Raw genomic sequence first — 21,189 nt, 5'->3', positions numbered from 1 at the left:
GGAATGATTTATCGACCGAGGCCGTAGGATTTAAAGGAGGAAACAAAGACCAAGGTATAGCCGAAGGCTAGCATGGCATGAAAGGGCAGGAATAGAAAATTTCCCTCACGGAATGCCAATCCCACCATCACCCAGAAAACCAATGCCAAAAGCCCTTCAAACCACGTAGTAACCGGCATGCGATGCAGGATGTATCGATTGGAGCTCAAAGAAACTTTCCCGGATTCGAGATTGAATTTTGGAGTACGGATAAAGGGAGATTTCTTGCCGGTTAAACCTTCCCAAACCGCTTGGGCATTGTGCAAGGCCAAGCCCATGGATACCGAAAGGAATAGCGGCAATTGCCAAATCACTCCGAAAAAGGAAGACAGAAATGACTTTCTAGCGATAAAATACGAGGCCAGATACACGCCGGCAATCAGTACAAATCCAATCAGGAAAATCCCCGAAAGTCGGACCATCCACTCGGGAATCAGTCCCTGCACTCCAGCCCACCAAACCCCAATGCTACTCAAACTGGTCAGTAGCACCGCGATGAAAATCGTGGAATTGAACAAATGAGCGAAGGAATGAAACTTGATCCAAAAGGGTAATTTTTCCTGACTCACCTTGCCGGCATGCTTTACAGCACATTCGGCCCCACCTTTTGTCCAGCGGAATTGTTGGGACTTCACGGCAGACATGATCGGTGGGAGTTCGGCAGGCGATTCGATTTCGGGTCGATAGACAAACTGCCAGCCTTTTTGCTGGGCTCGATAGCTCAAGTCCAAATCTTCCGTCAAGGTATCATCGTGCCAGTTGCCCGCATCGAGGATGCAGCTTTTTCGCCATATTCCTCCTGTGCCATTGAAATTGATAAAAGCACCCTGTCGGTTTCGCCCCATCTGCTCGATAAAGAAATGCGCATCCAAGGCAAATGCCTGCAATCGCGTCAGGAGAGAATAGTCTCGGTTCAGGTGAGTCCAGCGGGTCTGTACCATCCCGATTTTTTCGGAAGAGAAAAAAGGAATAGCCTTGAGCAGAAAGTCCGGATCGGGTACAAAGTCCGCATCGAAAATGGCAATGTACTCTCCTGAGGCTGTTTCCAATCCTTCCCGCAAGGCTCCAGCTTTGAAGCCTTTCCGGTCAGTTCGATGCAGGTAGCGGAAGTTGATATCTGGATATTCCTTGAGTTTGGCTTGGATCAAGTCCACCGTCTGATCGGTACTGTCATCCAAAATCTGGATTTCCAGCAATTCCTTGGGGTAATTTAGCTTTGCGGCAGCATCGATCAGGCGCTCGACGACATAAAGCTCATTGAAAACTGGAAGCTGAACGGTGACTTTTGGCCAGATGGAAGGCGTGACTTGAGGTGTGGAAGCCCATTCTTTTCGGGCTTTCAGAAAATGAAAAAACAAATGCCCCTGCGCCAAACTGTAAATCAGGATAAACAGCATTCCCAAGAAATACAGTCCGCAGAGGATATAAAGGAAAATCATTTACGCGTTGAGCTTGATGGAGTCATTGCCGATAATGATCGGCAGGTCAGCAATTCGGTTTTCTTCCGGCCCGTTTTCCAACTTCAACACCCCACGAGGACACACGGCAGAGCACACACCACACCCAACACAGGAGGAACGCACAATGTTCTGTCCACGCTGCGCATAGGCACGGACGTCAATCCCCATTTCACAATACGTCGAGCAATTGCCGCAGGAAATACACTGACCTCCGTTGGTCGTGATTCGGAAACGCGACTTGAAGCGCTGCACGATCCCAAGGTAAGCTGCCAATGGACATCCAAAGCGGCACCATACCCGGTTTCCCATAAATGGATAGAATCCCGTTCCCACCACGCCTGCGAAAGCTGAGCCGATCGCAAAACCATAAAACGAATGTAGTTGATTGGTGACATTGCCCAAAAAACTGAAGCCGGAAAAGTAGTTGGCAATCGTCACAGCCGTCATCACCACGGCCAAAACCAGGACGCTATGAATGATCCACCGCTCGTATTTCCAGGCTTTTAGCGATTTGTCAGAAAGCTGACGAAAAGGATCTCCGACCGTCTCCGCCAAGCCTCCACAACCGCAAACCCAAGAACAATACCAGCGCTTCCCATAGAAATAAGTGAACACCGGCACTCCTACTATAATCAGCAAAATGCCCCAAATCAGCATAAATATGCCCATGCCTCCACCTGAGAGGAATGTGGAAATCTGGTAATCGTAGAAAAAATCGTAGTCGAGTGGCCAGATATTTTTGAAATCGTAATAAGGTTGATTGAGCAAAACCAAAATCTCGGGAATCAGAAAGGCAAAAGCCGTCTGGAAAAACATGACCGAAGCGGTGCGGAGTTGCTGGTATTTGTTGCCCCGATATTTTCGAAACATCCGCACTCCCATCACCAAAATCGCCAGGGTGTACACCAACCCATACAAAAACCACTGACTGGCAGGACCGCCAGAAAGCATTCTGGAAATCGGCTCCACCATCCAAACCAAGTTGACCAAATAGGCCGGAAACCAGTAAAGCAAAATGTAAAATAGAATCAGATAGCCTCCGGTGATCATTCCCAGCCAACCCTTGTTTTTCAGTTTGGAGTGGAAAATTCCGTTGTTTTTGATTCCTGCTGGTTCCTCAGCATACTGACGAAAGTTGAAGAGATATCCGCCTAAAACCGCCAATCCGATAGATAAACCCAACCAAAGCCATGGGTTGTCTCGAACCGGACTGCTCAGGGCAGCTTTGGCCAAAGAAAACCCATAATCATCCCAAATGACCTGATCCCAAAGTTGCTGGGCTTTCAGGTTGTCATTGTAGGTGTTGAAGTTTTCTCCAAAAGCGGATAGGAATGAGAAATTGGAACCATATTCCTGCCCGTACATCGGAGCGAGGATTTCGGCCATTTTCTCCTGATGAATGTCTTTGGTATTAGCCAAAACCAGTTCCTCGGTCAGGGTATAGGTACCAAAAAAAGGAACCACCGTAAACACAGTCAATCCGATCAGAAACAATCCCAACCCTATTTTTTCGATTGTCCTCATACGCTTGCTCCGAATAGTTTTTGGATAAATGATTTTTTGGCAGGCTGGAAATTTCCACCGAATTGCGCTTTAAAGGCTTTTTGAATCTCTATGAAATAGGGTGCAAAAAACTCCGGATCGAAGTTGGCTTTATCCAGTTTGGCTATCACTTTTTCTCCAGACCACTTTTCCCGGATTGCCTGATCGAAGAACTCATGCCGTAATCGGAAACCGAAATTGTTGATGCCGAGAATTTGACCTGCTGAATTCATTAACATCCGAAAGCAGACTTTTCCTGAGGAATGCTCCCAATAGAAACTTTTGACCTCCGAATCTTTCCAAGTCGAAGGAACGGTACCATAGGTTTGGTATTCGATATCCAGGAATTTGGCCGAGTTGAACCAGATTCCGGGTTGGTAGGGAACAGGTTTTTTGCAAAGGTTATGCGCTAAGGTCTCTCCGTGCTTGCGCCCGGTATACCAAACTTGCTCGATGGTTCTCCTATCAGCAGCCGGAGGATTTTCAAACTCCGCACAATCTCCGATAGCAAAGACATACGGGATATTGGTTTGGAAGAACGCATCCACTTTCACCCCTCGATTCACCTTCAATTCGGTATTTCTCAGAAAATCCACATTCGGACTTACTCCAGCTGTCAAGCCTACAAACTCGCAGGAAATCTCCTCTCCTTTGGAAGTGATAACAGCCCGAACTCGGCCATTCGAATCTGAAAGGATTTCCTTCAATTCGGTCTCCAAACGTAAGTCAATATGATGCTCGAGGATGTGTTTGCCTACCAAATCAGATTCTTCTTTGGGTAATACATTGTCCCAAAATCCTTTTTCTCGAACCAAAAAAGTAACGGGGATTTTCTTATAAGCCAGCATTTCAGCCATCTCAATCCCAATCAAGCCACCGCCTACAATGACCGCCCTTTTCACTTGCTGATGCGTATTTTTTTCCATCAGCTCCAAATCCTGCTTGGAATATAATCCCTGCACACCCTCTAAGTCTTGACCTGGCCAACCAAATTTATTGGGTTTGCTACCCGTGGCGATGACCAAAACATCATAGGTCATCTTTTCTCCTGAATCAAAAACCAAGGTCCTTTCACCAAACTCAACCTTCTGAACCCAAGCCTTCTTTAGCTCAATTCGATTTTTCTCCCAAAACCAGGATTCATAAGGCTGGGTATGCTCAAACTTCATGTGGCCCATGTAGACGTACATTAGCGCTGTCCGGGAGAAAAAATAGTCCGACTCACCGGAAATGACCGTAATGCGGGTATCCGAATCCATTTTCCGAACGTGTCGGGCCAGGGTAATTCCGGAGATTCCGTTGCCGATAATAACAAGATGACGAGCAGGCATAAGGGAGAGTTGAAAGCAAAAGTTACCCAAAAAATCGGGTTACTCGTTGAGGTTCCAGTTGTAATCCAAATGGGAAACCTTTGCGTTGGATTTGATTTTTATTTTGGAGTATTGATTGAGAAAATCGACGAGGCTTCCTTTTTTGGTGAAATCCCCCTGAAACCAAGAGAAAATCGAGGAGATCTGAACTTGATCTGGAGCGATTTTATTTCGAGTTGGATCATTGATAAACGTGACAGCTACTTTTTGAAGCTGACTTTCTAGCTTTTCAGCCACAAAAGCCTCATTCAATAAAGGGGGGCAAGAAACTGAAGCGCAATTGATGGCAAAGTGGATTCTTGGTTCGTCAAATTCCTTTCTCAGGATCGCATGCTCAATCTCATCCAAGCTGGAAAGAACTCCACCAATCTTGAAAAATTGGTAGTGCCAAACATCTTTGATTAGCGGGATTTTCAGTTTGGGTCCCAAGTCTCGAATGCTTTTCGTGGGGTAATTATCCACGATCAGTTTGACAGTAAACGCATTGTAAGCATTGATCCAGTAGGCGAGTTGCTGGTTTTTAGACCAGGTCTTTCGGTCCGGTGCATTGTCCGAGATCAATTTCAGGTATTGCTCCAGTTTTGCCTTGTCTTTGATAAAACCTTTGTAGTCCACCATCCCATTGGGCTTGACATGGGTTTTGACCAATTGATCCCAGATCTGGTGACTCGGAGGAGTCGTTCCTGCCATACCCAAAGAAGAGCTTTGGCAAGAGAAAACAAATAAAGGAAGAACTAATGCAACTATTTTGAAGAAGGACATAAGCTGGATTTTACTCGATATACGAAAGGAACGGAAAGGTAAGTTTTTTCAAAAATGATTTATGTCTTTTATCCGACACAATCAATCGTACACTTTCTCACCTTTATTTAGCCAAATGCCCCAAGATTTGGAATAGGTATGGACTTTTTGAGTGGGTTTTCCATTTTGTACTACGGGCTGATTCTCATTGACCCAGTGAATGATGCCTCCATAAAGGTTAAAGACTCGGGTAAAACCGGCACTTTGAAGTTTTTTGCCTATCTCTTGTGACCTGGCACCAACGGTACAGTAAACCAAGACAGGCTTGTTTTTATCCAAATCAGCAACATTTTTCAGATTAAAAGTATCGTACCCCACCCATTTAGCTTCCGGAAGGTGGCTGACTTCATACTCTGCCTTTTCACGCGCATCCAGTATTTGATAATTGCTGAGATTGGAAATCTGAGCGGGTTTGATCACCGGAAAATTGTCATCATAAATACCTTCCAATAGAGTCTTGTATGCAAGAGACTGCCCAAATGAAGGTAGGAAACCCCAAAAGAATAGTAAAGAAAAAAGAATTCGGGCCCTTTGGAAGAACATATCTATTCAGATTTTTCCCAAAGAACCCGAAAATAAGCTATCTGGTTCTGATCATGCGTAAAAATCAGACAAGCGAGCCAGGCCTCTCTTATCTTTGACAATGATTTTTTTACCATCCATATCAATCAGGTTATCCTTCTTGAATTCTGAGAGTAATCTGATCACTGACTCAGTTGCAGTACCGACAATACCAGCGATTTCTTCCCTACTTAGAACCAAGTCAATTTTTTGATTCCCTCCCCCTTCTACGCCGTATGAATTGGCCAATTGCAATAAGACAAAAGCCAATCTTTCTCTGATACTTTTTTGAGTTGCATCTGTCAATCTTTCCTCCATCACCCCGATTTCATGGCTCAATTGCTTGGTTACTCTTTTAAAGAAATCTGTATTTTTCAAAAGGGTATTCAAGAAAGGCTCTTTGGGAACAAAGCAAATTTTAGCATCCTCTATAATCATGGCAGAATTGGTGTAATTCTCCTCGCTAAGTAAAGCTGCATAACCAAGGAAATCACCTTTTTTAGCCAAATGGATAATTTGCTCTTTTCCATTAGACGCTGTTTTGTAAACTTTTACTACTCCGGCATTAATGCAGAAAATCCCAAGAGGCTTTGTTCCTTCATAGTAAAGAATTTGACCTTTCCGATGAGAAATAAGGTTCTTGTAATCCGAAATTGTACAGAGCTGAGATTCAGGAAGGTCTGAAAACATGGATTGCTTCCTACTGGCACAAAGCTCACATGGTGTATGGGAATGAGTACTCATAATTTTGCTGGTGTAAAAATGGTATTGAAAATTTAAAAAAATAACCTGATATAAATCATATAATGGAATAATTATTTAGGGCTCTCGGGTAAACTTTTTCGTTCAATAAATTTTTTTTCATCAAAGGAATAAACCATATAAAAATGTTTTATTCCATTGGAAAGAATCAGGTTGGGACAATTCAACACGTTATTATATGCCATTGCCTGACTCAAAGTCTGTTCGCTCATAGTGACATATGGAGCTTTGCATTCAATCAACAAATAAGGCTTACCTGCTCTGTCAAAGACCACTAAATCGGTTCTTTTTTGCAATTGATTGTATTTCAGCCCTTTTTCCAGAGAAAAAAGACCTTTCGGATACTGATGATGATTGACAAGGAAATTGATCCAATGTTGACGAACCCACTCCTCTGGAGTCAAGGACACAAATTTCTTCCTCAAAGGGTCAAAAATCATTAGCTTGCCATCAGCCACACGGAGATTTGGTTCGAAATGTGGAAGGTCTAATCCAGGCAATTTGATTTTTTGACTCTCACTGGAATTCATCCCCCAAAGATGGAAAAAACATCCTGAAATCAATTCAAATCCAAATAGGATTCTTAGAACTCTAAGTAGGGACCAATTTTATCTACCCATTCCTGTTTAAAAATTTTAATTTGAAGCAAGTCACTTGGTGAATCAAATTTTCCGTGTTGCTTTCGATAAGCCACCAATACTTTCGCCTCCTGAAAGCTGATGTAAGGATGTTTAGCTAATTCTTGGGGATCTAGCTGATTAATTTGAATTTTCCTGAATATCGAGGGATCAAATTCAAAATATTCCCAAATAGCTTCAATTGTTTCCTCTTTGAGTCCGTAAACCTCCTTTAGTTGGGATTGAGATCTAAAACCTCCCAAATTTTCCCGGTATTTAACTATTCTGCTTGCAGTGGAAGGTCCAATTCCCGGTACGATTTGGAGGGTTATGGAGTCTGCCTCTGAAAAATTGATTCGATTGATTCTCTCACTGACTCTCTGTCCTTGAAACTTCCTGACCGTATCCTGCGGGTTAAAGGTAGGAAGAGGTGAAGCCGCCAATGCTAAACCTTTCCTTTCGAGACTGTCAACTTTGGCCAAATAGTTTAGATAAATTTTCTCGGAATTTTGGTTCTTGACAAATCTTATCAAATCGGGACTTACCCCCAAAATGAGTAAAACCGGAACCAACAAAACAAAGCCTTTGGACTCTTTTCTCGAGAATCCCAAGTTTGTTTTTAACCAAAAGTAAATCTTCTCTTTCATCAAAAAATTACTGAAAAATTCTTTCTAAATGTTAAGTTAAAACTATTAAAACTTGTTGCCAAACCAAAACAGGCCTCAAATTTTACTCAGGCAATTATTTAGATTCATTCCAAATTAGCAAAGGCTTACACGAAAGAAACCTTTGCGGTGAGATCATCTGTTAAATTTGCAACGTCACATTGTAGCAATGCAGATTAAGTTTAGAGCAGTCAGTTTATCACATAAAACAGCACCTGTTCAGGTCAGAGAATTAATTTCTTTGGATGAGCAGTCCATACAGCGCATATTATTGAAACTGAAAGAATTCTTCAGTCTAAGCGATGCCCTGATCATTTCCACCTGCAACAGGACAGAGGTTTACTACAGCCACGAACTCGATTTGAGCACAGAAATCATCAAACTCATAGGCTTGGAACGAGGGATGACAGATGTGGTCAACTACTTGGAGTATTTTCGGATCATCAATGAAGATCAAGCTGCCATTACCCACCTCTTCAGGGTTTCCATGGGATTGGAAGCCCAGGTTGTGGGAGATATACAGATTTCAAATCAGGTAAAAAGGGCCTATCAAACAGCAGCGGATATGGAAATGGCAGGACCATTTCTCCATAGACTGATGCATACTATTTTCTTTACCAACAAGCGAATTGTACAAGAGACCTCTTTTAGAGATGGGGCTGCTTCGCTTTCCTATGCAACTATTGAATTAATCGAAAGTCTTACTTCAAACACCTACCAACCAAGAGTGCTTCTTATAGGTGTGGGAGAAATTGGTGAAGATGTGGCCAAAAACATGGTTTATCTTCCGGATGCCAAGGTTAAAATCACCAATCGCACCCAGTCTAAGGCCGAAGAAATTGCAGGGCCTTTGGGATTTGAAGTGGTGCCTTTCGAACAATGTAACCAAGCAATGGAAGAAGCAGATGTCATTGTCTGTTCCATAATGAAAAACGAGCCTTTTATTACCAAGGAACTCGTAAAGAAATTTGATATTCCGAGCTACAAGCTATTTGTGGATTTATCAGTACCTAGAAGCATCGAAACTTCTATAGAGGATGTACCTGGGGTCATATTGTATAATGTAGATAATATTCGAAGTAAGGCCACCGAGGCCTTGGATAAAAGACTTTCTGCAATTCCCAAAGTCGAATCGATCATTGAAGAAAGTATCGAAGATTTTCATAATTGGAAAAAAGAAATGATGGTATCTCCTACCATCAATAAACTGAAGCAATCTCTAGAGCAGATCAGACAGGAAGAACTCAGCCGCTACTTGAAAAATGTGGATGAAAAAGAGTATGTACTAATCGACAAGATCACCAAGAGTATGATGCAAAAGATCCTCAAAGTACCGGTAGTTCAACTTCGGGCTGCCTGCCAACGAGATCAGGCAGAGGAAATGATTGAGATCATTACAGACCTTTTTGACTTGGAAAAGGTAAAATCAGAAAAATAATTTCCTTAAACTTTACTAGAAATGACCAAAGGACTTTTTGCAAAGCCTTTGGTCATTTTATCTTTAGCGCCACAGATAACCTATTATGCAAAACAGATTCAGTCTTTCTTTACTGGCTTTTTTTGGATTTTCCTTGACGACATCGGCGCAAACCTGGGAGATATATGATCTAAACGGAACGCTTAAAACCAGGGCCATTTACGAAAAAGTCCAAATCCTGGGAGAAACAGTCAGTGTAGGGAAAAGTCCGGATGGCCTTTTTTTACTCTCTTCGGACCTACGTCCCATGCTAAATCTTAAAGGAGAAGAGGTTTTCCAATACCTTCAGCCATGGATTTTAGTGAAAGGCCCAACTGGAATCGGGGCTTTTCATGAATATGGACAACTTTCTCTTCCCTTGGAATATGAAGATATCCAAGCCTACACCAATATTTTATTGGCACGAAAAGGAAATTCCTACTGGATATTCGAAAGAGGGACAGGGAAAACCATTTCGTTGGGGCAAGCTGACGAAGCTATCTTGACCCATCATGGTATGGTGATTCTTCAAAAAAACGGAAATTACTACCTACCGCTTTCCAAAGACCCAGGGAAGGCCTACCAAATGCTTTCTGAAAATGAGGGCAACTTCCTTCTTGCGAAAGAAACAACAGGTTTTGGACTAATCAATAGAGAAGGAGACTATGTCCTTGAACCTGTGGTCGACCAATTGGAGCATTCTCGTGGGGATTACTTTTATGGATATGATGAAAATCAATATCTATTGATCCGAGGCGATGAGGTCAAGGCCCAAGTCAGTTACAATTCTTACCATAAGATCACCAAGGAAGGCGATCTCATGCTGGAATACATTCATGGCAAGCTCCGAAGGGTAATGAAAGAAGACGGCATCTTGCTGGATGCAGTCGGAATAGAATCAGTCCAATTGATAGGAAAAGACCTTTTTAATGTAAAATTCAGGGAAAACAAAATCGGACTCTTAGGCAGAAAAGGTTGGTTGGTTCAGCCCAATTCGGACGCGGAATGGATTGGAGCCGGCAATGAGGGACTTTTCCCAGCAAAAAAGGGAGGCAAGGTGGGTTTTGTAAATTCTGCCGGAAGCTGGGTAGTACAACCACAATTCAACGAAGTTAGCCTATTTTCCGAGCAGGCAGCTCCTTTTCGCAATTCTGGCACATGGGGCCTAATCAATCCCGATGGCAGAATTTTGTCTGAAAACAAATGGGATGAAATCAAGCCATTTTTGGGAGGTATAGCCGTGGCATATTCAGCTGGTTCTTGGTATTTACTCAATAGTAAAGGAGAATTGGCCAATGACTCAGGGTTTGACCAGATCTGCCGACTCACGGAGGGATATTTTTTGGTGGAAAAAAATCTAAAGAAAGGACTTCTTGACAGCAAAGGAAATCAGATTTTGCCTTTGGAATTTGATCACCTCCAAGTGGAGCAAAAGGATTTTATCATAGCCAAAAAGGATGGCAACTTTGGTGCAATCAAACAAAACGGGGACATCATTTTCCCATTTCAATACCAAGAAATTCAGGTGGACTGGGCTGGTCAAAAAATACTGGCCAAAGAAATGTACACTCCTGTGGTAATTCAAGTGGAGGAATCTGTCAAAGGAAAAAGGAAGAAGGGAGCCTAAAGCTCCCTTTCTCATTTTTTATCACCTTTCCCCAGGCTTGGGTCCTTCGTGTCTTTATCAGAATTGGCAATCGAATCTCTCATTGAAGTATCCGACTTGATATTTTCCATCTTGTAGTAATCCATGACCCCGAGTTGGCCGCTACGGAATGCTTCTGCGATAGCCTTTGGAACTTCTGCTTCAGCCTCGACCACTTTGGCTCGCATTTCTACATTCTTCGCCTTCATTTCCTGCTCAAGGGCAACCGCCATGGCGCGTCTCTCTTCGGCCTTAGCCTCTGCCACTTTCAAGTCAGCTGAAGCCTGATCGATTTGTAGTTTTGCCCCGATATTGGTCCCCACATCGATGTCAGCAATGTCGATAGAAAGAATTTCAAAAGCGGTACCTGCATCCAGGCCACGCTGGAGCACTAGCTTGGAAATCTTGTCCGGATTTTCCAAAACCGATTTATGAGTCGCTGCCGAACCGATAGAAGTTACGATACCTTCTCCAACTCTGGCCAGAATAGTTTCCTCTCCTGCCCCACCTACAAGTTGAGCGATATTGGCTCTTACGGTTACTCTTGCTTTGGCGATCAACTGAATCCCGTCCGCCGCTACCGCTGCCACGCTGGGGGTGTTGATCACCTTGGGATTTACAGAAATCTGAACTGCTTCAAAAACATCTCTACCTGCCAAATCGATCGCTGTGGCCTGCTTAAAACTCAGATTGATATTGGCTTTATCGGCAGAGATCAAGGCCCTGATTACCGCAGGCACATTACCTCCGGCCAAATAATGGGTTTCGAGATCATTGGTAGTCAATTGCAGTCCGGCTTTGGTCGCTGTGATCATGGAATTGACAATCACACTTGGCGGCACTTTCCGAATACGCATTCCGATCAGTTCGCCGATTCCCACTTTGACATTGGCAAACTGTGCAGTAATCCAAAGATTGACAGGCACAAAGTATAAAAAGATGAATAAAAGGACAATACCGGCAAAAGCGGCGACCAATACGAACAATGAGCTATCTGCTTCCATATTTATTTTACTATGATTTTATTGTTTTCAATTTTTACGATTTCCACTGTCTTCCCCACCTCTATAAACCCTGATTCGGACTTAACCTCATATAGCTCATCCGAAAATAATGCCTTACCAAAAGGCTTAATATCCGACACAGTGGTACCCATCATTCCCACCTCCAACCCTGACGTTCTTCCGTCAAAAGCCCCTCCAGTCATGGAGGATTTGAGCGAGAATTTTTTCCAAACGCCAGAACTGAAACCATACCATACCGCAGCAAAGTTCAAGGCCAAAGCCACCCCTGTAATCCAGAGAGCCAAAGAATACTCAAAAGTCAAAAACGCATAAACTAGTCCGGCGAGACTGACTAGGAAACCAAAAATCCCAACCACAGTGGTACCTGGGATAAAAAGAATTTCCAATAAAAGCAGAATTAAACCGGTGATGAGCAGACTGCTAAGAATCAATATCTCCATGGAACAGGCACGATTTTTCTCCAAAATACGAGAATAAGGGGAATTCTTAGCCTAAAGCCATAAAAAAACCCGGGAAAACCCGGGCTTTAGATCAATAGGCTTTGGCAAACAAAACCCTTCCTTGAGAAGGCTTGCCCGTCAGGACACAGACCCCTGCTTCTTCTTTTCTGTCCAATGGAATACAGCGGATCGTAGCTTTGGTAAGCTCCTTGATTTTCTCTTCCGTTTCAGTGGTCCCATCCCAATGCGCAGAAACAAACCCGCCTTTTTCTTCTAAAATCTGGATAAACTCATCCCAGGAATTGACTTCCGAGGTTTTTTCATTTCTGAAATCCAGTGCTTTTTGATAAATATTGTGCTGAATGTCCTCCAGAAGTTCAGCTATTTTCTGGGAAATTGGCATTTCAGAAAGGCTAAAAGATTCCTTTGTCAGGGTATCGCGACGGGCTATTTCTATAGTTCCATTTTCCAAATCACGCGGTCCCATGGCAATTCTCACAGGAACACCCTTCAGCTCATATTCCGCAAATTTCCAACCTGGTTTCTGTGTGTCGCGATCATCATATTTGACAGAGATTCCTGCTTTTCTTAGCTCTGTCATAATTTCCTTTACCTTGACAGAAATAGCTTCCAGTTCGGCTTCTCCCCTATAGATAGGAACAATCACAACTTGATGCGGAGCAAGTTTTGGAGGAAGCACCAGCCCGTTGTCGTCAGAGTGGGCCATAATCAATGCTCCCATCAATCGGGTGCTTACGCCCCATGAAGTACCCCATACGTAATCCAAGCCTCCTTCTTTAGTGGCAAATTTCACATCAAAAGCTTTGGCAAAGTTTTGTCCAAGGAAATGAGATGTTCCTGCTTGCAGCGCCTTTCCATCTTGCATCATTGCCTCGATACAGAAGGTTTCGTCTGCACCTGCAAAACGCTCGTTTTCAGTTTTACGGCCTTTAACTACAGGCAAGGCCATATATTCTTCCGCAAACTGGGCGTAGACATTCATCATCTGTACGGTTTCATCCATAGCTTCTTGTGCACTGGCATGTGCAGTATGCCCTTCCTGCCAAAGAAACTCAGCCGTACGAAGGAATAGCCTGGTGCGCATTTCCCACCTTACCACATTTGCCCATTGATTCACCAACAGTGGGAGATCCCTATAGGACTGAATCCAGTTTTTGTACGTACTCCAAATAACCGTTTCCGAGGTAGGTCTGACGATCAGTTCTTCTTCCAGTTTTGCCTCTGGATCTACAATCACTCCGGAACCATCCTCAGCATTTTTCAGCCTGTAATGAGTAACTACCGCACATTCTTTGGCAAATCCTTCTACGTGTGAAGCCTCTTTGCTGAGGTAGCTTTTAGGAATAAAAAGGGGAAAATACGCATTGGTATGACCAGTTTCTTTAAACATCTTATCAAGCTGAGCCTGCATTTTCTCCCAAATCGAATAGCCGTAAGGCTTGATTACCATACAGCCACGTACGGGGGAATTTTCGGCTAAATCAGCTCTTTTGACAAGTTCATTGTACCAGAGAGAATAATCCTCACTGCGCTTTGGAAGTCCTTTACTCATGGAGTTGTTGTAAATAGTAAAATGTCCTTATTTTTGCTTACTTGTGGGTGGCAAATATAACCCAAAAAGTACAACCTCGGGTTCGTCATCTCGTATAACCATGCAACAATCCACTTCTCTTATGAAGAAAATATCAATTATCTCTGCTTCACTTCTCCTGGGCTCTTTGACATTATTGTCCTGTAGTTCAAACAAAATGGCAATGAGTAACAACGATGACAACCTTTATTTCATGGCATCAGATGTGAAAATTGCAACACAGTATGCAGTAGCTAATAACAACCCCACCACATTTGAAAACCTGAAAAAGGATCCTACTGCAGTACAGGAAAATTTCAGTTCCAGAAACGTAAATCCCGAATATCTATCCAGATATCAAGCCAATACTAATATTGCCTCCTCGGAAGAAGGTGCGGTTTATTTCGATGATACTACACCTACCCAAAATACAGGTGTCAATGTGAATGCGTACGATAATTTCTATTCCAATAACGGAGCTCAGAATTTCAATACCCCTAATATAAATTTCAATTTCGGATTGGGATTTGGGTTCAGTCCTTGGGGTTGGGGAATGTCTCCTTGGATGGGTTTTGGATGGGGTTACCCTATGGGCTTCAACATGGGACTTGGATTTGGATGGGGTTATCCCATGTATCCAGGTTGGGGATTCCCAATGTATGGATGGAGAAATCCGATGTTTGGTTGGGGATACCCGATGTACGGCTGGGGAATGCCCGTCTATCCAGTTTATCCAGGATATCCATCTTACATCTTGCCCGGTGGTGAATATGGAAACAGAAGGGTAGTTTATGGAGCCAGACCTACAAGAGGTTCATCCTTTACCAATACTGGAATAAGAGCAGGAGAAGCAGCCGTTATGCCAAGCACAGCCAGAGCACAAGCCAGAGCGAATGCAGCAACAGCCAATTCCTCTTCTCCCAGAAGGGTCATATCCTCTTCAGAAAATTCACGAGTAGCGAGCAGAGACTTCAGCAATTCTCAAAATGATTATTACAACTCGGGAAGAAGCAGGGTGGCAACAACTACCAGAAACATGAATTCGGCTGCATCCGATCGTGGTACAGTCTCTAACAGCAGAGGTTCTTCCTACCCTAGTGCAAGACCTTCAGTAACCTCTCCATCAAATACCAGAGGCTACTCTTCCCCTTCAAGAAGTTCTTATCCTTCTGGATACGATAGATCCACCAATCCATCTTACAACAGATCTTCAAGTCCATCTTATAATAGGTCTACCAGTCCTTCGTACAATAGATCTACCAGTCCGTCATACAATAGATCATCCTCTCCATCTTACAACAGAGGTACATCTTCACCTTCCTACAATAGGTCAGTAAGCCCAAGTAGATCCTACGACAACTCATCAAGTTTCAGTGCTCCTAGCAGAATGAGCTCGGGAGGAAGTAGTTTCTCAGCACCTAGTAGAAGCATGGGTGGTTCCTCTGGAGGCGGAGTCTCCGGAGGTTCCAGAGGAAGGGGGAATTAATTCCCCCCTTTTTTTTATAAAAAATATCCAATAAAACACTTCTGGCTCGTTCTTTTCTGAACAAAAACAATCAATAAATGAGGTTATTTTCTTCACTATTGTTCCTTGTCTTTTTCCAAGCAGGTACTGTATTAGCCCAAAGCGGCTATTTTGAAGATGCATACCGATTCAGCCGAGCTGTTCCTACCGGTTCAGCAAGAATTATCGGAGTGGGTGGAACCCAATGGTCTCTTGGAGGAGATGTTTCCAATATCGCAGGGAACCCCGCTGGTCTTGGATTTTTCAGAAAATCCGAAGCAAGTCTCAGCCTAGGTTATGGAGGATGGGGAGTTGACACCAAATATCTCGCACAAAACAAGAGTTATAACACCAATAACTTTTCTCTTCCTAATCTAAGCTATGTGGGTGCTAGTCCAAAATCAGAACTGGAATCAAGATCCTTTAAAGGAGGGGCTTGGGGATTCAGCTTTCAGAGAATTGCGAATTTCAACACTGAATTTGGCTATTTTTCTAACGAAATAGGAGAAAGCTCTATCATTGACTTCTATCTTCAGGATGCTTTTGGAATTCCTGAAAATCAAATTGAAAACAGAGGTCTGACAGGCTTGGCCTATCAGACTTATCAAATCAACCCGATTACTGTTGATTCAGAAGGAAGACCGATTTCCAACCCTAACACGTATGATTCATTCGTTCTTGGATTTCCATTCCAGGATGAAAACGTCACTCAAGAAGGAAGTGCCAACCAAGTCACTTTTGGATATGGGGCGAATTTTCAACATAAGTTTTTCGTAGGAGGAAGTTTGGGAATACGAACCGTGAATTTTTCCTCATTCAAAGTTTATAATGAAGAATTCGTGGATCAACCGATGACAACTTCTTCGTTAAGAGAAAGCTTATTCATCAACGGAACCGGTGTCAATCTAAATTTGGGAATGATCTATAAGCCCATCGATTACCTGAACCTTGGATTCATTTTCCAAAGCCCAACTTGGTTTGCAATGAATGAAGAGTATGAGGCAGGGATGACAGCCAATTACAACAATTATTACTTTGAGCAAGAGGACGTCACTTTGGGAAGAGAAGAGGCCTTCTCAGACATCGTCATCAGCAATTATGGACTCAATACCCCATTGAAAATTGGTGGTGGAGCGACCTATTTCTTTGGTAAAAAAGGCTTCATTTCTGCTGATGTTGACTGGGTAGACTACAGTGCAGCCCGCATTAACTCCAATGATTTTGATGAAGGCCCAGACAATCAGGTAATCAGAGATATTTATACCAGCACTATTAATTATCGTGTTGGAGGAGAAGCCATCCTAGATATTTTCAGGATTCGGGGAGGATATTCTTTTCTTGGGGATCCGTATGCCAACTCCCCTGGCTTCGATCAAAGTACTCAAATCATTTCCGGAGGAGTGGGCGTGAAATTCAATTCATTTACGATTGATCTTTCTGTATTCAATCAAAAGTTCAATACTCTTTACAGAAGTTATCAGGTTTTGGATGACGATGGTTTCAATTACGGCCCGATTACCGAAGTTAGAAACTCGATCACTTCGGGAGTACTTACCTTTGGACTTAGCTTCTAAGTAAATTTATCAATTCATACATCAAAAGCTCAGCGGAAAAGTCTTCACCGCTGAGCTTTATTTTTGCCTGATTGTAATAAAATTCCCTCGAAACCAATAGAGATTTAAGCTTAAGGATGATTTCACCCTGGTCGAGTCCTTGAAACATAGGTCTATTTTGGACTTTTGAGGACCTTAAGCGATTGGAGATAGATTCGAGGGGGACATCGAGGTAAACCGATACCGCATGGGAATTGATTAGATCCATATTGTCATTGAAACAAGGAGCTCCACCGCCTGAAGCCAAAACAAAGGAAGAATCTCTGTTTAAAACCTGTTCCAGCGTTTCAGATTCCCATTCTCTGAACTTTCCTTCCCCATACATCGAAAAAATTTCCGGTATCTTCATCAGATACTTTTCCTCAATCAATTGATCCAAATCCAAAAAAGGAAATCCCAATTCACTTGACAATTGCCTTCCAAAAGTGCTTTTACCAGATCCTGGAAGACCGACCAAAACAACTTTCAGATTCTTACTCATAGGAAAAGATCAAGAACATCAGTAGCCTCAGGAGTATTATTGTGGTGATACTTCTCTAAAACAACCCCATCTTTCATAATCATGATTCCCGGATTTGCCCTCATGATAGTTTTTACCACTGTCGCATCTGCCTGTAGACCGATGATACTCCAGCCATTTTTATTCAAAAAAGCGTCAATTTCTTCTTGGGTAGCTGCCGCGATAAAGACCACATCCACAGGCGCACCTTCCATCGATTTCACCAAGGAATTGATGTCATCCAGATTGGCTTCACTCATTTTGGTCATATTCGAACTCAGGATGATCACTTTATTCCCCTGAAAAAGAAACTCCGTCTGATCCCCCTCTTGATTCCAAGCAGCAAAATCAGAAATCTTAGGTAGGGCATCAGGATTTTTCAAAACCATCTCTACAAACTCATAGCCTTCTTCAGTGGGATACTGATCCAGATAAACGGTCTCCGCACCTTTTTTCATCACATAGGTATATTCGAGGGGTGCCGAAGGCTGCATATTGAGAGGAATATTGACTCCGACCTTGTAAGCTCTAAAATCAATAAACGGAAGATTTTGAATTGCCCAAATCCCAATTCCTGTAGAAATAATCAAACTTGAAATTGCCGCAATCGTAGCCCATTTGGGTGTTTCTTCAGGGAGTTCTGATCTAAAGAAAAACAGGAAGGAGATCATCACCAAAAGAATGATGTCTTTGTAGAAAGATTCCCAAGGAGTCAATTTGATGGCATCTCCAAAACAACCGCAGTCGGTCACTTTATTAAAATAGGCAGAGTAAAAGGTGAGAAAGGTGAAAAACAAAATCATCAAGGCCAAAGCCCAAACCGTCTGTCGCAGCCTCACTCCCAAAATCAGCATGATTCCCAAAACTACCTCCGAAACCACCAAGACCAGCGCAATGTAAAGCGCAAAAGGCTTGAAGTAATAGAAAAAGCCTGCGATGTCATTGGAAAAAACATCGAAGTACTCCTCCAGTTTGATCGCTGTTCCTACAGGGTCATTGACCTTGATCAATCCTGAGAAAATAAAAAGGCCTCCCACCAAGATTCGGAGTACCCAAAGAATTGCTTGCTTGTTCATATGGTTTCTGTTTCTAAAAGCTGACTACCTCATACAGGGTTGCAGCTATGAAAATATCTTAATAGTTGAAAATCATTTGAGTTCACCTTCATGATATCCCAATTTGATCAGGCAAAACACAGAATAGTTAATCATGTCCTGATAGTTGGCTTCTATTCCTTCTGAGACAATTGTTTTTCCTGCATTGTCTTCAATCTGTTTGACCCGAAAAAGCTTCATCAAGATGATATCTGTCATCGAACTGACGCGCATGTCTCTCCACGCTTCTCCGTAATCATGGTTTTTATTTTCCAACAGGGCTTTAGTATCTGCGGCCCATTGATCATAAAGAGGCTCCAATTCCCCAAATGGAATCTCCATCCGCTCATCTTCTTTCAAAGAAATCTGGATCAAAGCAATCAGACAGTAATTGATGATCCCTATAAATTCATCTACAATAGGATCATTCACTTTTTGGCTTCCCTTTTCCTGAATGGAACGTATCCGCTGCGCCTTGATAAAAATCTGATCCGTAATCGACGGAAGCCTCAAAATCCGCCAAGCCGTCCCATAATCAAGGGTTTTCTTTCGGAATAAATCTTTACATCGGGCAATTACTTGCTTATATTCGTTGCTGGTTTTAGTCTCCAAAATATTTTTATTTAATGCTTCCCGGATCACCTCCGTCTTCTCTGACCGAAGATAAATTATTTCCCCAAAAATATACATTCCAAATCAAGGGAAGGATCTATTCCTTGGACAAACCTAAGGTAATGGGAATTTTAAATCTCACCCCAGACTCTTTTTTTAAAGAAAGTAGGGTGAAAACTGAAGAATATTCCATCCTTAAGGCAGCAGAGAAAATGATTTCCGAAGGAGCCGATTTTCTGGACTTGGGAGGCTATAGTACAAGACCTGGTGCAGAAGACATTAGCCCGGATGAGGAAATGAAAAGAGTGGTGCCGGCAATTGAATGGGTGAAAAAGAATTTTCCTGAAATCCTGATTTCTGTAGATACGTTTAGATCTGAAGTAGCCAAAGAGGCCGTAGATTCAGGTTCAGATTTGATCAATGACATTTCCGCGGGATGCCTTGACCCCAACATGCTACTGACAGTTTCCAAACTTGGAGTACCGTACATTGCCATGCACATGAAAGGAACTCCTCAGAACATGCAAAGTCAGACAGACTATTCGGATCTTATTCCAGAAATATTGTCCTATTTCGCGCAAAAGCTAGAGCATTTCAGAAAACTTGGCATCAAAGATGTATTTATTGATCCGGGATTTGGTTTTGCAAAAACCAGAGAACAAAATTTTGATCTTCTACGTGATCTAAAAAGCTTCCGGGTCTTGGGACTGCCTGTTTTGGTTGGAGTTTCGAGGAAGTCTATGATTTACAAAACCTTGCAAATCTCTCCCTCTGAAGCCCTGAATGGCACCACTGCATTAAATATGTTTGCTTTATTGCAGGGAGCGAATATCTTGAGAGTACATGACGTAAAAGAAGCAAAAGAGACCATTACACTATTTGAACAACTTTACACTTGAGCCTGCTATTTAAAATAGGATTTTTGGATGTCTCCCTTGTCAATATGATCGATATTGCCTTGGTAGCGGCTCTATTGTATCAAGTCTATAAGCTGCTCAAAGGCAGTGTGGCGATCAAGATTTTTCTGGGCTTCCTTTCTCTCTATATGATTTACCTTTTGGTAAGAGCAGTGAGAATGGAACTGCTTTCTGCCATTTTGGGCCAATTCATGGGAGTGGGGGTAATCGCGGCCATTATCATTTTTGCTCCTGAAATCCGTAAGTTTCTTCTGATCGTAGGTCGATCTTCTATCTTCTCAGATGACAATGTATGGAAGGATATCTTGTTTTTCTGGAGAAAAAAAGAAAACTCAGCCTTCAATATCTCTCCTATCATTGATGCTGCCAAAGTATTGGCAGGTTCAAATACGGGAGCCCTCATTGTCATTTCCAGCACAGTCGAGTTGAAGTTCTATGCCGAAAGCGGGGATATTCTGGATGCCGAACTTTCCAAAAGATTGCTGATTTCCATTTTCAACAAATACAGCCCACTTCACGATGGCGCGGTAATCATCCACAAAGGCAGGATAAAAGCAGCAAGGTGTATTCTTCCGGTAACCGAGCGGGAAGTTCCGGCACAATTCGGCTTAAGACATCGGGCCGGCATTGGCATGTCCGAGGCTACAGATGCACTGATTTTGGTCATCTCCGAAGAAACCGGTCAGATATCCATGGCCAAAAACGGGAAAGTACTCCACAATCTGTCTTTCCAAGAAGTACGGGAGATCATCAACGATTACCTCAATAATGTGGATTTGGATGACCGCTTCGAAAACCTCTCTGAATACGATCTGACTAAAAAGAAGAAATTGGCAATCAGCAGTAAGGAATAAAAAATCCGACTTTTCAGTCGGATTTCTTGCTGTCCAATACCCAAAATGAAGTTCTTTTCAGGGACCACTTTTTCTGATTATCAAAGACTCCAGAATTTAAGATACCAGGCAAATTCCACCTT

20 protein-coding genes are annotated in these 21,189 nt (G+C 42.7%); 6 read left to right on the top strand and 14 right to left on the bottom strand.

Annotated elements, in window-relative coordinates; all coding sequences use genetic code 11:
- Positions 1–8: 8 nt before the first annotated feature.
- The 8 genes from DDT91_RS18355 to DDT91_RS18320 form a co-directional block, all read right to left on the bottom strand.
- Positions 9–1,478: a cellulose synthase family protein gene (locus tag DDT91_RS18355; RefSeq protein ID WP_187177653.1), complete on the bottom strand. Its 1,470-nt coding sequence runs from the start codon at positions 1,476–1,478 to the stop codon at positions 9–11.
- Complete coding sequence (locus tag DDT91_RS18350; RefSeq protein WP_187177652.1) at positions 1,479–3,023, bottom strand: 4Fe-4S binding protein; 1,545 nt, start codon at positions 3,021–3,023, stop codon at positions 1,479–1,481.
- The gene (locus DDT91_RS18345; protein ID WP_187177651.1) at positions 3,020–4,372 is read right to left on the bottom strand and encodes an NAD(P)/FAD-dependent oxidoreductase; all 1,353 of its coding nucleotides are present in this window, start codon (positions 4,370–4,372) and stop codon (positions 3,020–3,022) included. Before DDT91_RS18345 ends, DDT91_RS18350 begins: the two co-directional genes overlap by 4 nt.
- Positions 4,373–4,411: 39 nt before the next feature.
- The gene (locus tag DDT91_RS18340) at positions 4,412–5,173 is read right to left on the bottom strand and encodes a DUF547 domain-containing protein (protein ID WP_187177650.1); all 762 of its coding nucleotides are present in this window, start codon (positions 5,171–5,173) and stop codon (positions 4,412–4,414) included.
- Positions 5,174–5,254: 81 nt separating this feature from the next.
- Entirely contained in the window at positions 5,255–5,755 is a 501-nt protein-coding gene (locus DDT91_RS18335; RefSeq protein WP_187177649.1) for a rhodanese-like domain-containing protein, read from the bottom strand.
- A gap of 51 nt (positions 5,756–5,806) precedes the next feature.
- Positions 5,807–6,517 (bottom strand): Crp/Fnr family transcriptional regulator, encoded by a 711-nt coding sequence (locus DDT91_RS18330; protein WP_187177648.1) that lies wholly within the window; start codon positions 6,515–6,517, stop codon positions 5,807–5,809.
- A gap of 71 nt (positions 6,518–6,588) precedes the next feature.
- Positions 6,589–7,065, bottom strand: a complete 477-nt coding sequence (locus tag DDT91_RS18325; protein WP_187177647.1) for a type I restriction enzyme HsdR N-terminal domain-containing protein — start codon at positions 7,063–7,065, stop codon at positions 6,589–6,591.
- A gap of 53 nt (positions 7,066–7,118) precedes the next feature.
- Complete coding sequence (locus DDT91_RS18320; RefSeq protein WP_187177646.1) at positions 7,119–7,799, bottom strand: helix-hairpin-helix domain-containing protein; 681 nt, start codon at positions 7,797–7,799, stop codon at positions 7,119–7,121.
- Positions 7,800–7,986: 187 nt separating this feature from the next.
- On the opposite strand from DDT91_RS18320, the gene hemA reads away from it, so the two are divergent.
- Positions 7,987–9,255 carry a glutamyl-tRNA reductase gene (gene hemA / locus DDT91_RS18315; protein WP_187177645.1) on the top strand — a complete coding sequence of 423 codons (1,269 nt, stop codon included), beginning with the start codon at positions 7,987–7,989 and terminating at the stop codon, positions 9,253–9,255.
- 85 nt (positions 9,256–9,340) lie between these two features.
- Positions 9,341–10,900 carry a WG repeat-containing protein gene (locus DDT91_RS18310; RefSeq protein WP_187177644.1) on the top strand — a complete coding sequence of 520 codons (1,560 nt, stop codon included), beginning with the start codon at positions 9,341–9,343 and terminating at the stop codon, positions 10,898–10,900.
- An 11-nt stretch (positions 10,901–10,911) separates the two neighbouring features.
- Here DDT91_RS18310 and floA read toward each other — a convergent pair whose 3' ends face one another.
- From floA to proS, 3 genes are all read right to left on the bottom strand, one after another.
- A complete protein-coding gene (gene floA, locus DDT91_RS18305) occupies positions 10,912–11,922 on the bottom strand; it encodes a flotillin-like protein FloA (protein WP_187177643.1) in 1,011 nt (336 codons plus the stop codon).
- 2 nt (positions 11,923–11,924) lie between these two features.
- Positions 11,925–12,383, bottom strand: coding sequence for an NfeD family protein (locus DDT91_RS18300; RefSeq protein ID WP_187177642.1), 459 nt, complete (start codon positions 12,381–12,383; stop codon positions 11,925–11,927).
- Positions 12,384–12,474: 91 nt separating this feature from the next.
- Positions 12,475–13,956, bottom strand: coding sequence for a proline--tRNA ligase (gene proS / locus DDT91_RS18295; RefSeq protein ID WP_187177641.1), 1,482 nt, complete (start codon positions 13,954–13,956; stop codon positions 12,475–12,477).
- A gap of 202 nt (positions 13,957–14,158) precedes the next feature.
- On the opposite strand from proS, the gene DDT91_RS18290 reads away from it, so the two are divergent.
- Together DDT91_RS18290 and DDT91_RS18285 are read left to right on the top strand one after the other, a co-directional pair.
- Positions 14,159–15,460, top strand: a complete 1,302-nt coding sequence (locus tag DDT91_RS18290) for a hypothetical protein (RefSeq protein ID WP_255502182.1) — start codon at positions 14,159–14,161, stop codon at positions 15,458–15,460.
- A 77-nt stretch (positions 15,461–15,537) separates the two neighbouring features.
- On the top strand, positions 15,538–17,052 hold the full coding sequence (locus DDT91_RS18285; RefSeq protein WP_187177639.1) for an OmpP1/FadL family transporter: 1,515 nt from the start codon (positions 15,538–15,540) through the stop codon (positions 17,050–17,052).
- Here the strand turns inward: DDT91_RS18285 and DDT91_RS18280 are convergent.
- The 3 genes from DDT91_RS18280 to DDT91_RS18270 all read right to left on the bottom strand — a co-directional run bounded on the left by DDT91_RS18280 (position 17,042) and on the right by DDT91_RS18270 (position 19,296).
- Positions 17,042–17,572, bottom strand: a complete 531-nt coding sequence (locus tag DDT91_RS18280) for a shikimate kinase (RefSeq protein WP_187177638.1) — start codon at positions 17,570–17,572, stop codon at positions 17,042–17,044. The two genes, DDT91_RS18285 and DDT91_RS18280, sit on opposite strands and share 11 nt — an antisense overlap.
- Positions 17,569–18,666 carry a BT_3928 family protein gene (locus DDT91_RS18275; protein WP_187177637.1) on the bottom strand — a complete coding sequence of 366 codons (1,098 nt, stop codon included), beginning with the start codon at positions 18,664–18,666 and terminating at the stop codon, positions 17,569–17,571. Before DDT91_RS18275 ends, DDT91_RS18280 begins: the two co-directional genes overlap by 4 nt.
- A gap of 72 nt (positions 18,667–18,738) precedes the next feature.
- Positions 18,739–19,296, bottom strand: a complete 558-nt coding sequence (locus DDT91_RS18270; RefSeq protein ID WP_187177636.1) for a DUF1599 domain-containing protein — start codon at positions 19,294–19,296, stop codon at positions 18,739–18,741.
- Positions 19,297–19,418: 122 nt separating this feature from the next.
- Between DDT91_RS18270 and folP the strand changes: the two genes are divergently transcribed.
- Positions 19,419–20,195 (top strand): dihydropteroate synthase, encoded by a 777-nt coding sequence (folP, locus tag DDT91_RS18265; RefSeq protein WP_370539340.1) that lies wholly within the window; start codon positions 19,419–19,421, stop codon positions 20,193–20,195.
- Positions 20,192–21,067 carry a diadenylate cyclase CdaA gene (gene cdaA / locus DDT91_RS18260; RefSeq protein ID WP_187177634.1) on the top strand — a complete coding sequence of 292 codons (876 nt, stop codon included), beginning with the start codon at positions 20,192–20,194 and terminating at the stop codon, positions 21,065–21,067. Before folP ends, cdaA begins: the two co-directional genes overlap by 4 nt.
- Positions 21,068–21,189 lie beyond the last annotated feature (122 nt).

The sequence above is a fragment of the Algoriphagus sp. AK58 genome (assembly GCF_014324365.1).
GTDB lineage: Bacteria > Bacteroidota > Bacteroidia > Cytophagales > Cyclobacteriaceae > Algoriphagus.
The sequence above is the reverse complement of the archived record's forward strand: the minus strand, read 5'-3'. Positions and strand labels throughout refer to the sequence as shown.

Bases quoted from the DNA above. Each gene is read 5' to 3' on its own strand.
- hemA (WP_187177645.1), top strand. From the start codon at position 7,987: ATGCAGATTAAGTTTAGAGCAGTCAGTTTATCACATAAAACAGCACCT.
- DDT91_RS18335 (WP_187177649.1), bottom strand. From the start codon at position 5,755: ATGTTCTTCCAAAGGGCCCGAATTCTTTTTTCTTTACTATTCTTTTGG.
- DDT91_RS18285 (WP_187177639.1), top strand. From the start codon at position 15,538: ATGAGGTTATTTTCTTCACTATTGTTCCTTGTCTTTTTCCAAGCAGGT.
- DDT91_RS18350 (WP_187177652.1), bottom strand. From the start codon at position 3,023: ATGAGGACAATCGAAAAAATAGGGTTGGGATTGTTTCTGATCGGATTG.
- DDT91_RS18280 (WP_187177638.1), bottom strand. From the start codon at position 17,572: ATGAGTAAGAATCTGAAAGTTGTTTTGGTCGGTCTTCCAGGATCTGGT.
- proS (WP_187177641.1), bottom strand. From the start codon at position 13,956: ATGAGTAAAGGACTTCCAAAGCGCAGTGAGGATTATTCTCTCTGGTAC.
- DDT91_RS18330 (WP_187177648.1), bottom strand. From the start codon at position 6,517: ATGAGTACTCATTCCCATACACCATGTGAGCTTTGTGCCAGTAGGAAG.
- folP (WP_370539340.1), top strand. From the start codon at position 19,419: ATGGGAATTTTAAATCTCACCCCAGACTCTTTTTTTAAAGAAAGTAGG.
- DDT91_RS18290 (WP_255502182.1), top strand. From the start codon at position 14,159: ATGAGTAACAACGATGACAACCTTTATTTCATGGCATCAGATGTGAAA.
- DDT91_RS18275 (WP_187177637.1), bottom strand. From the start codon at position 18,666: ATGAACAAGCAAGCAATTCTTTGGGTACTCCGAATCTTGGTGGGAGGC.
- DDT91_RS18345 (WP_187177651.1), bottom strand. From the start codon at position 4,372: ATGCCTGCTCGTCATCTTGTTATTATCGGCAACGGAATCTCCGGAATT.
- DDT91_RS18310 (WP_187177644.1), top strand. From the start codon at position 9,341: ATGCAAAACAGATTCAGTCTTTCTTTACTGGCTTTTTTTGGATTTTCC.
- DDT91_RS18340 (WP_187177650.1), bottom strand. From the start codon at position 5,173: ATGTCCTTCTTCAAAATAGTTGCATTAGTTCTTCCTTTATTTGTTTTC.
- DDT91_RS18325 (WP_187177647.1), bottom strand. From the start codon at position 7,065: ATGAATTCCAGTGAGAGTCAAAAAATCAAATTGCCTGGATTAGACCTT.
- DDT91_RS18355 (WP_187177653.1), bottom strand. From the start codon at position 1,478: ATGATTTTCCTTTATATCCTCTGCGGACTGTATTTCTTGGGAATGCTG.
- DDT91_RS18320 (WP_187177646.1), bottom strand. From the start codon at position 7,799: ATGAAAGAGAAGATTTACTTTTGGTTAAAAACAAACTTGGGATTCTCG.
- floA (WP_187177643.1), bottom strand. From the start codon at position 11,922: ATGGAAGCAGATAGCTCATTGTTCGTATTGGTCGCCGCTTTTGCCGGT.
- DDT91_RS18300 (WP_187177642.1), bottom strand. From the start codon at position 12,383: ATGGAGATATTGATTCTTAGCAGTCTGCTCATCACCGGTTTAATTCTG.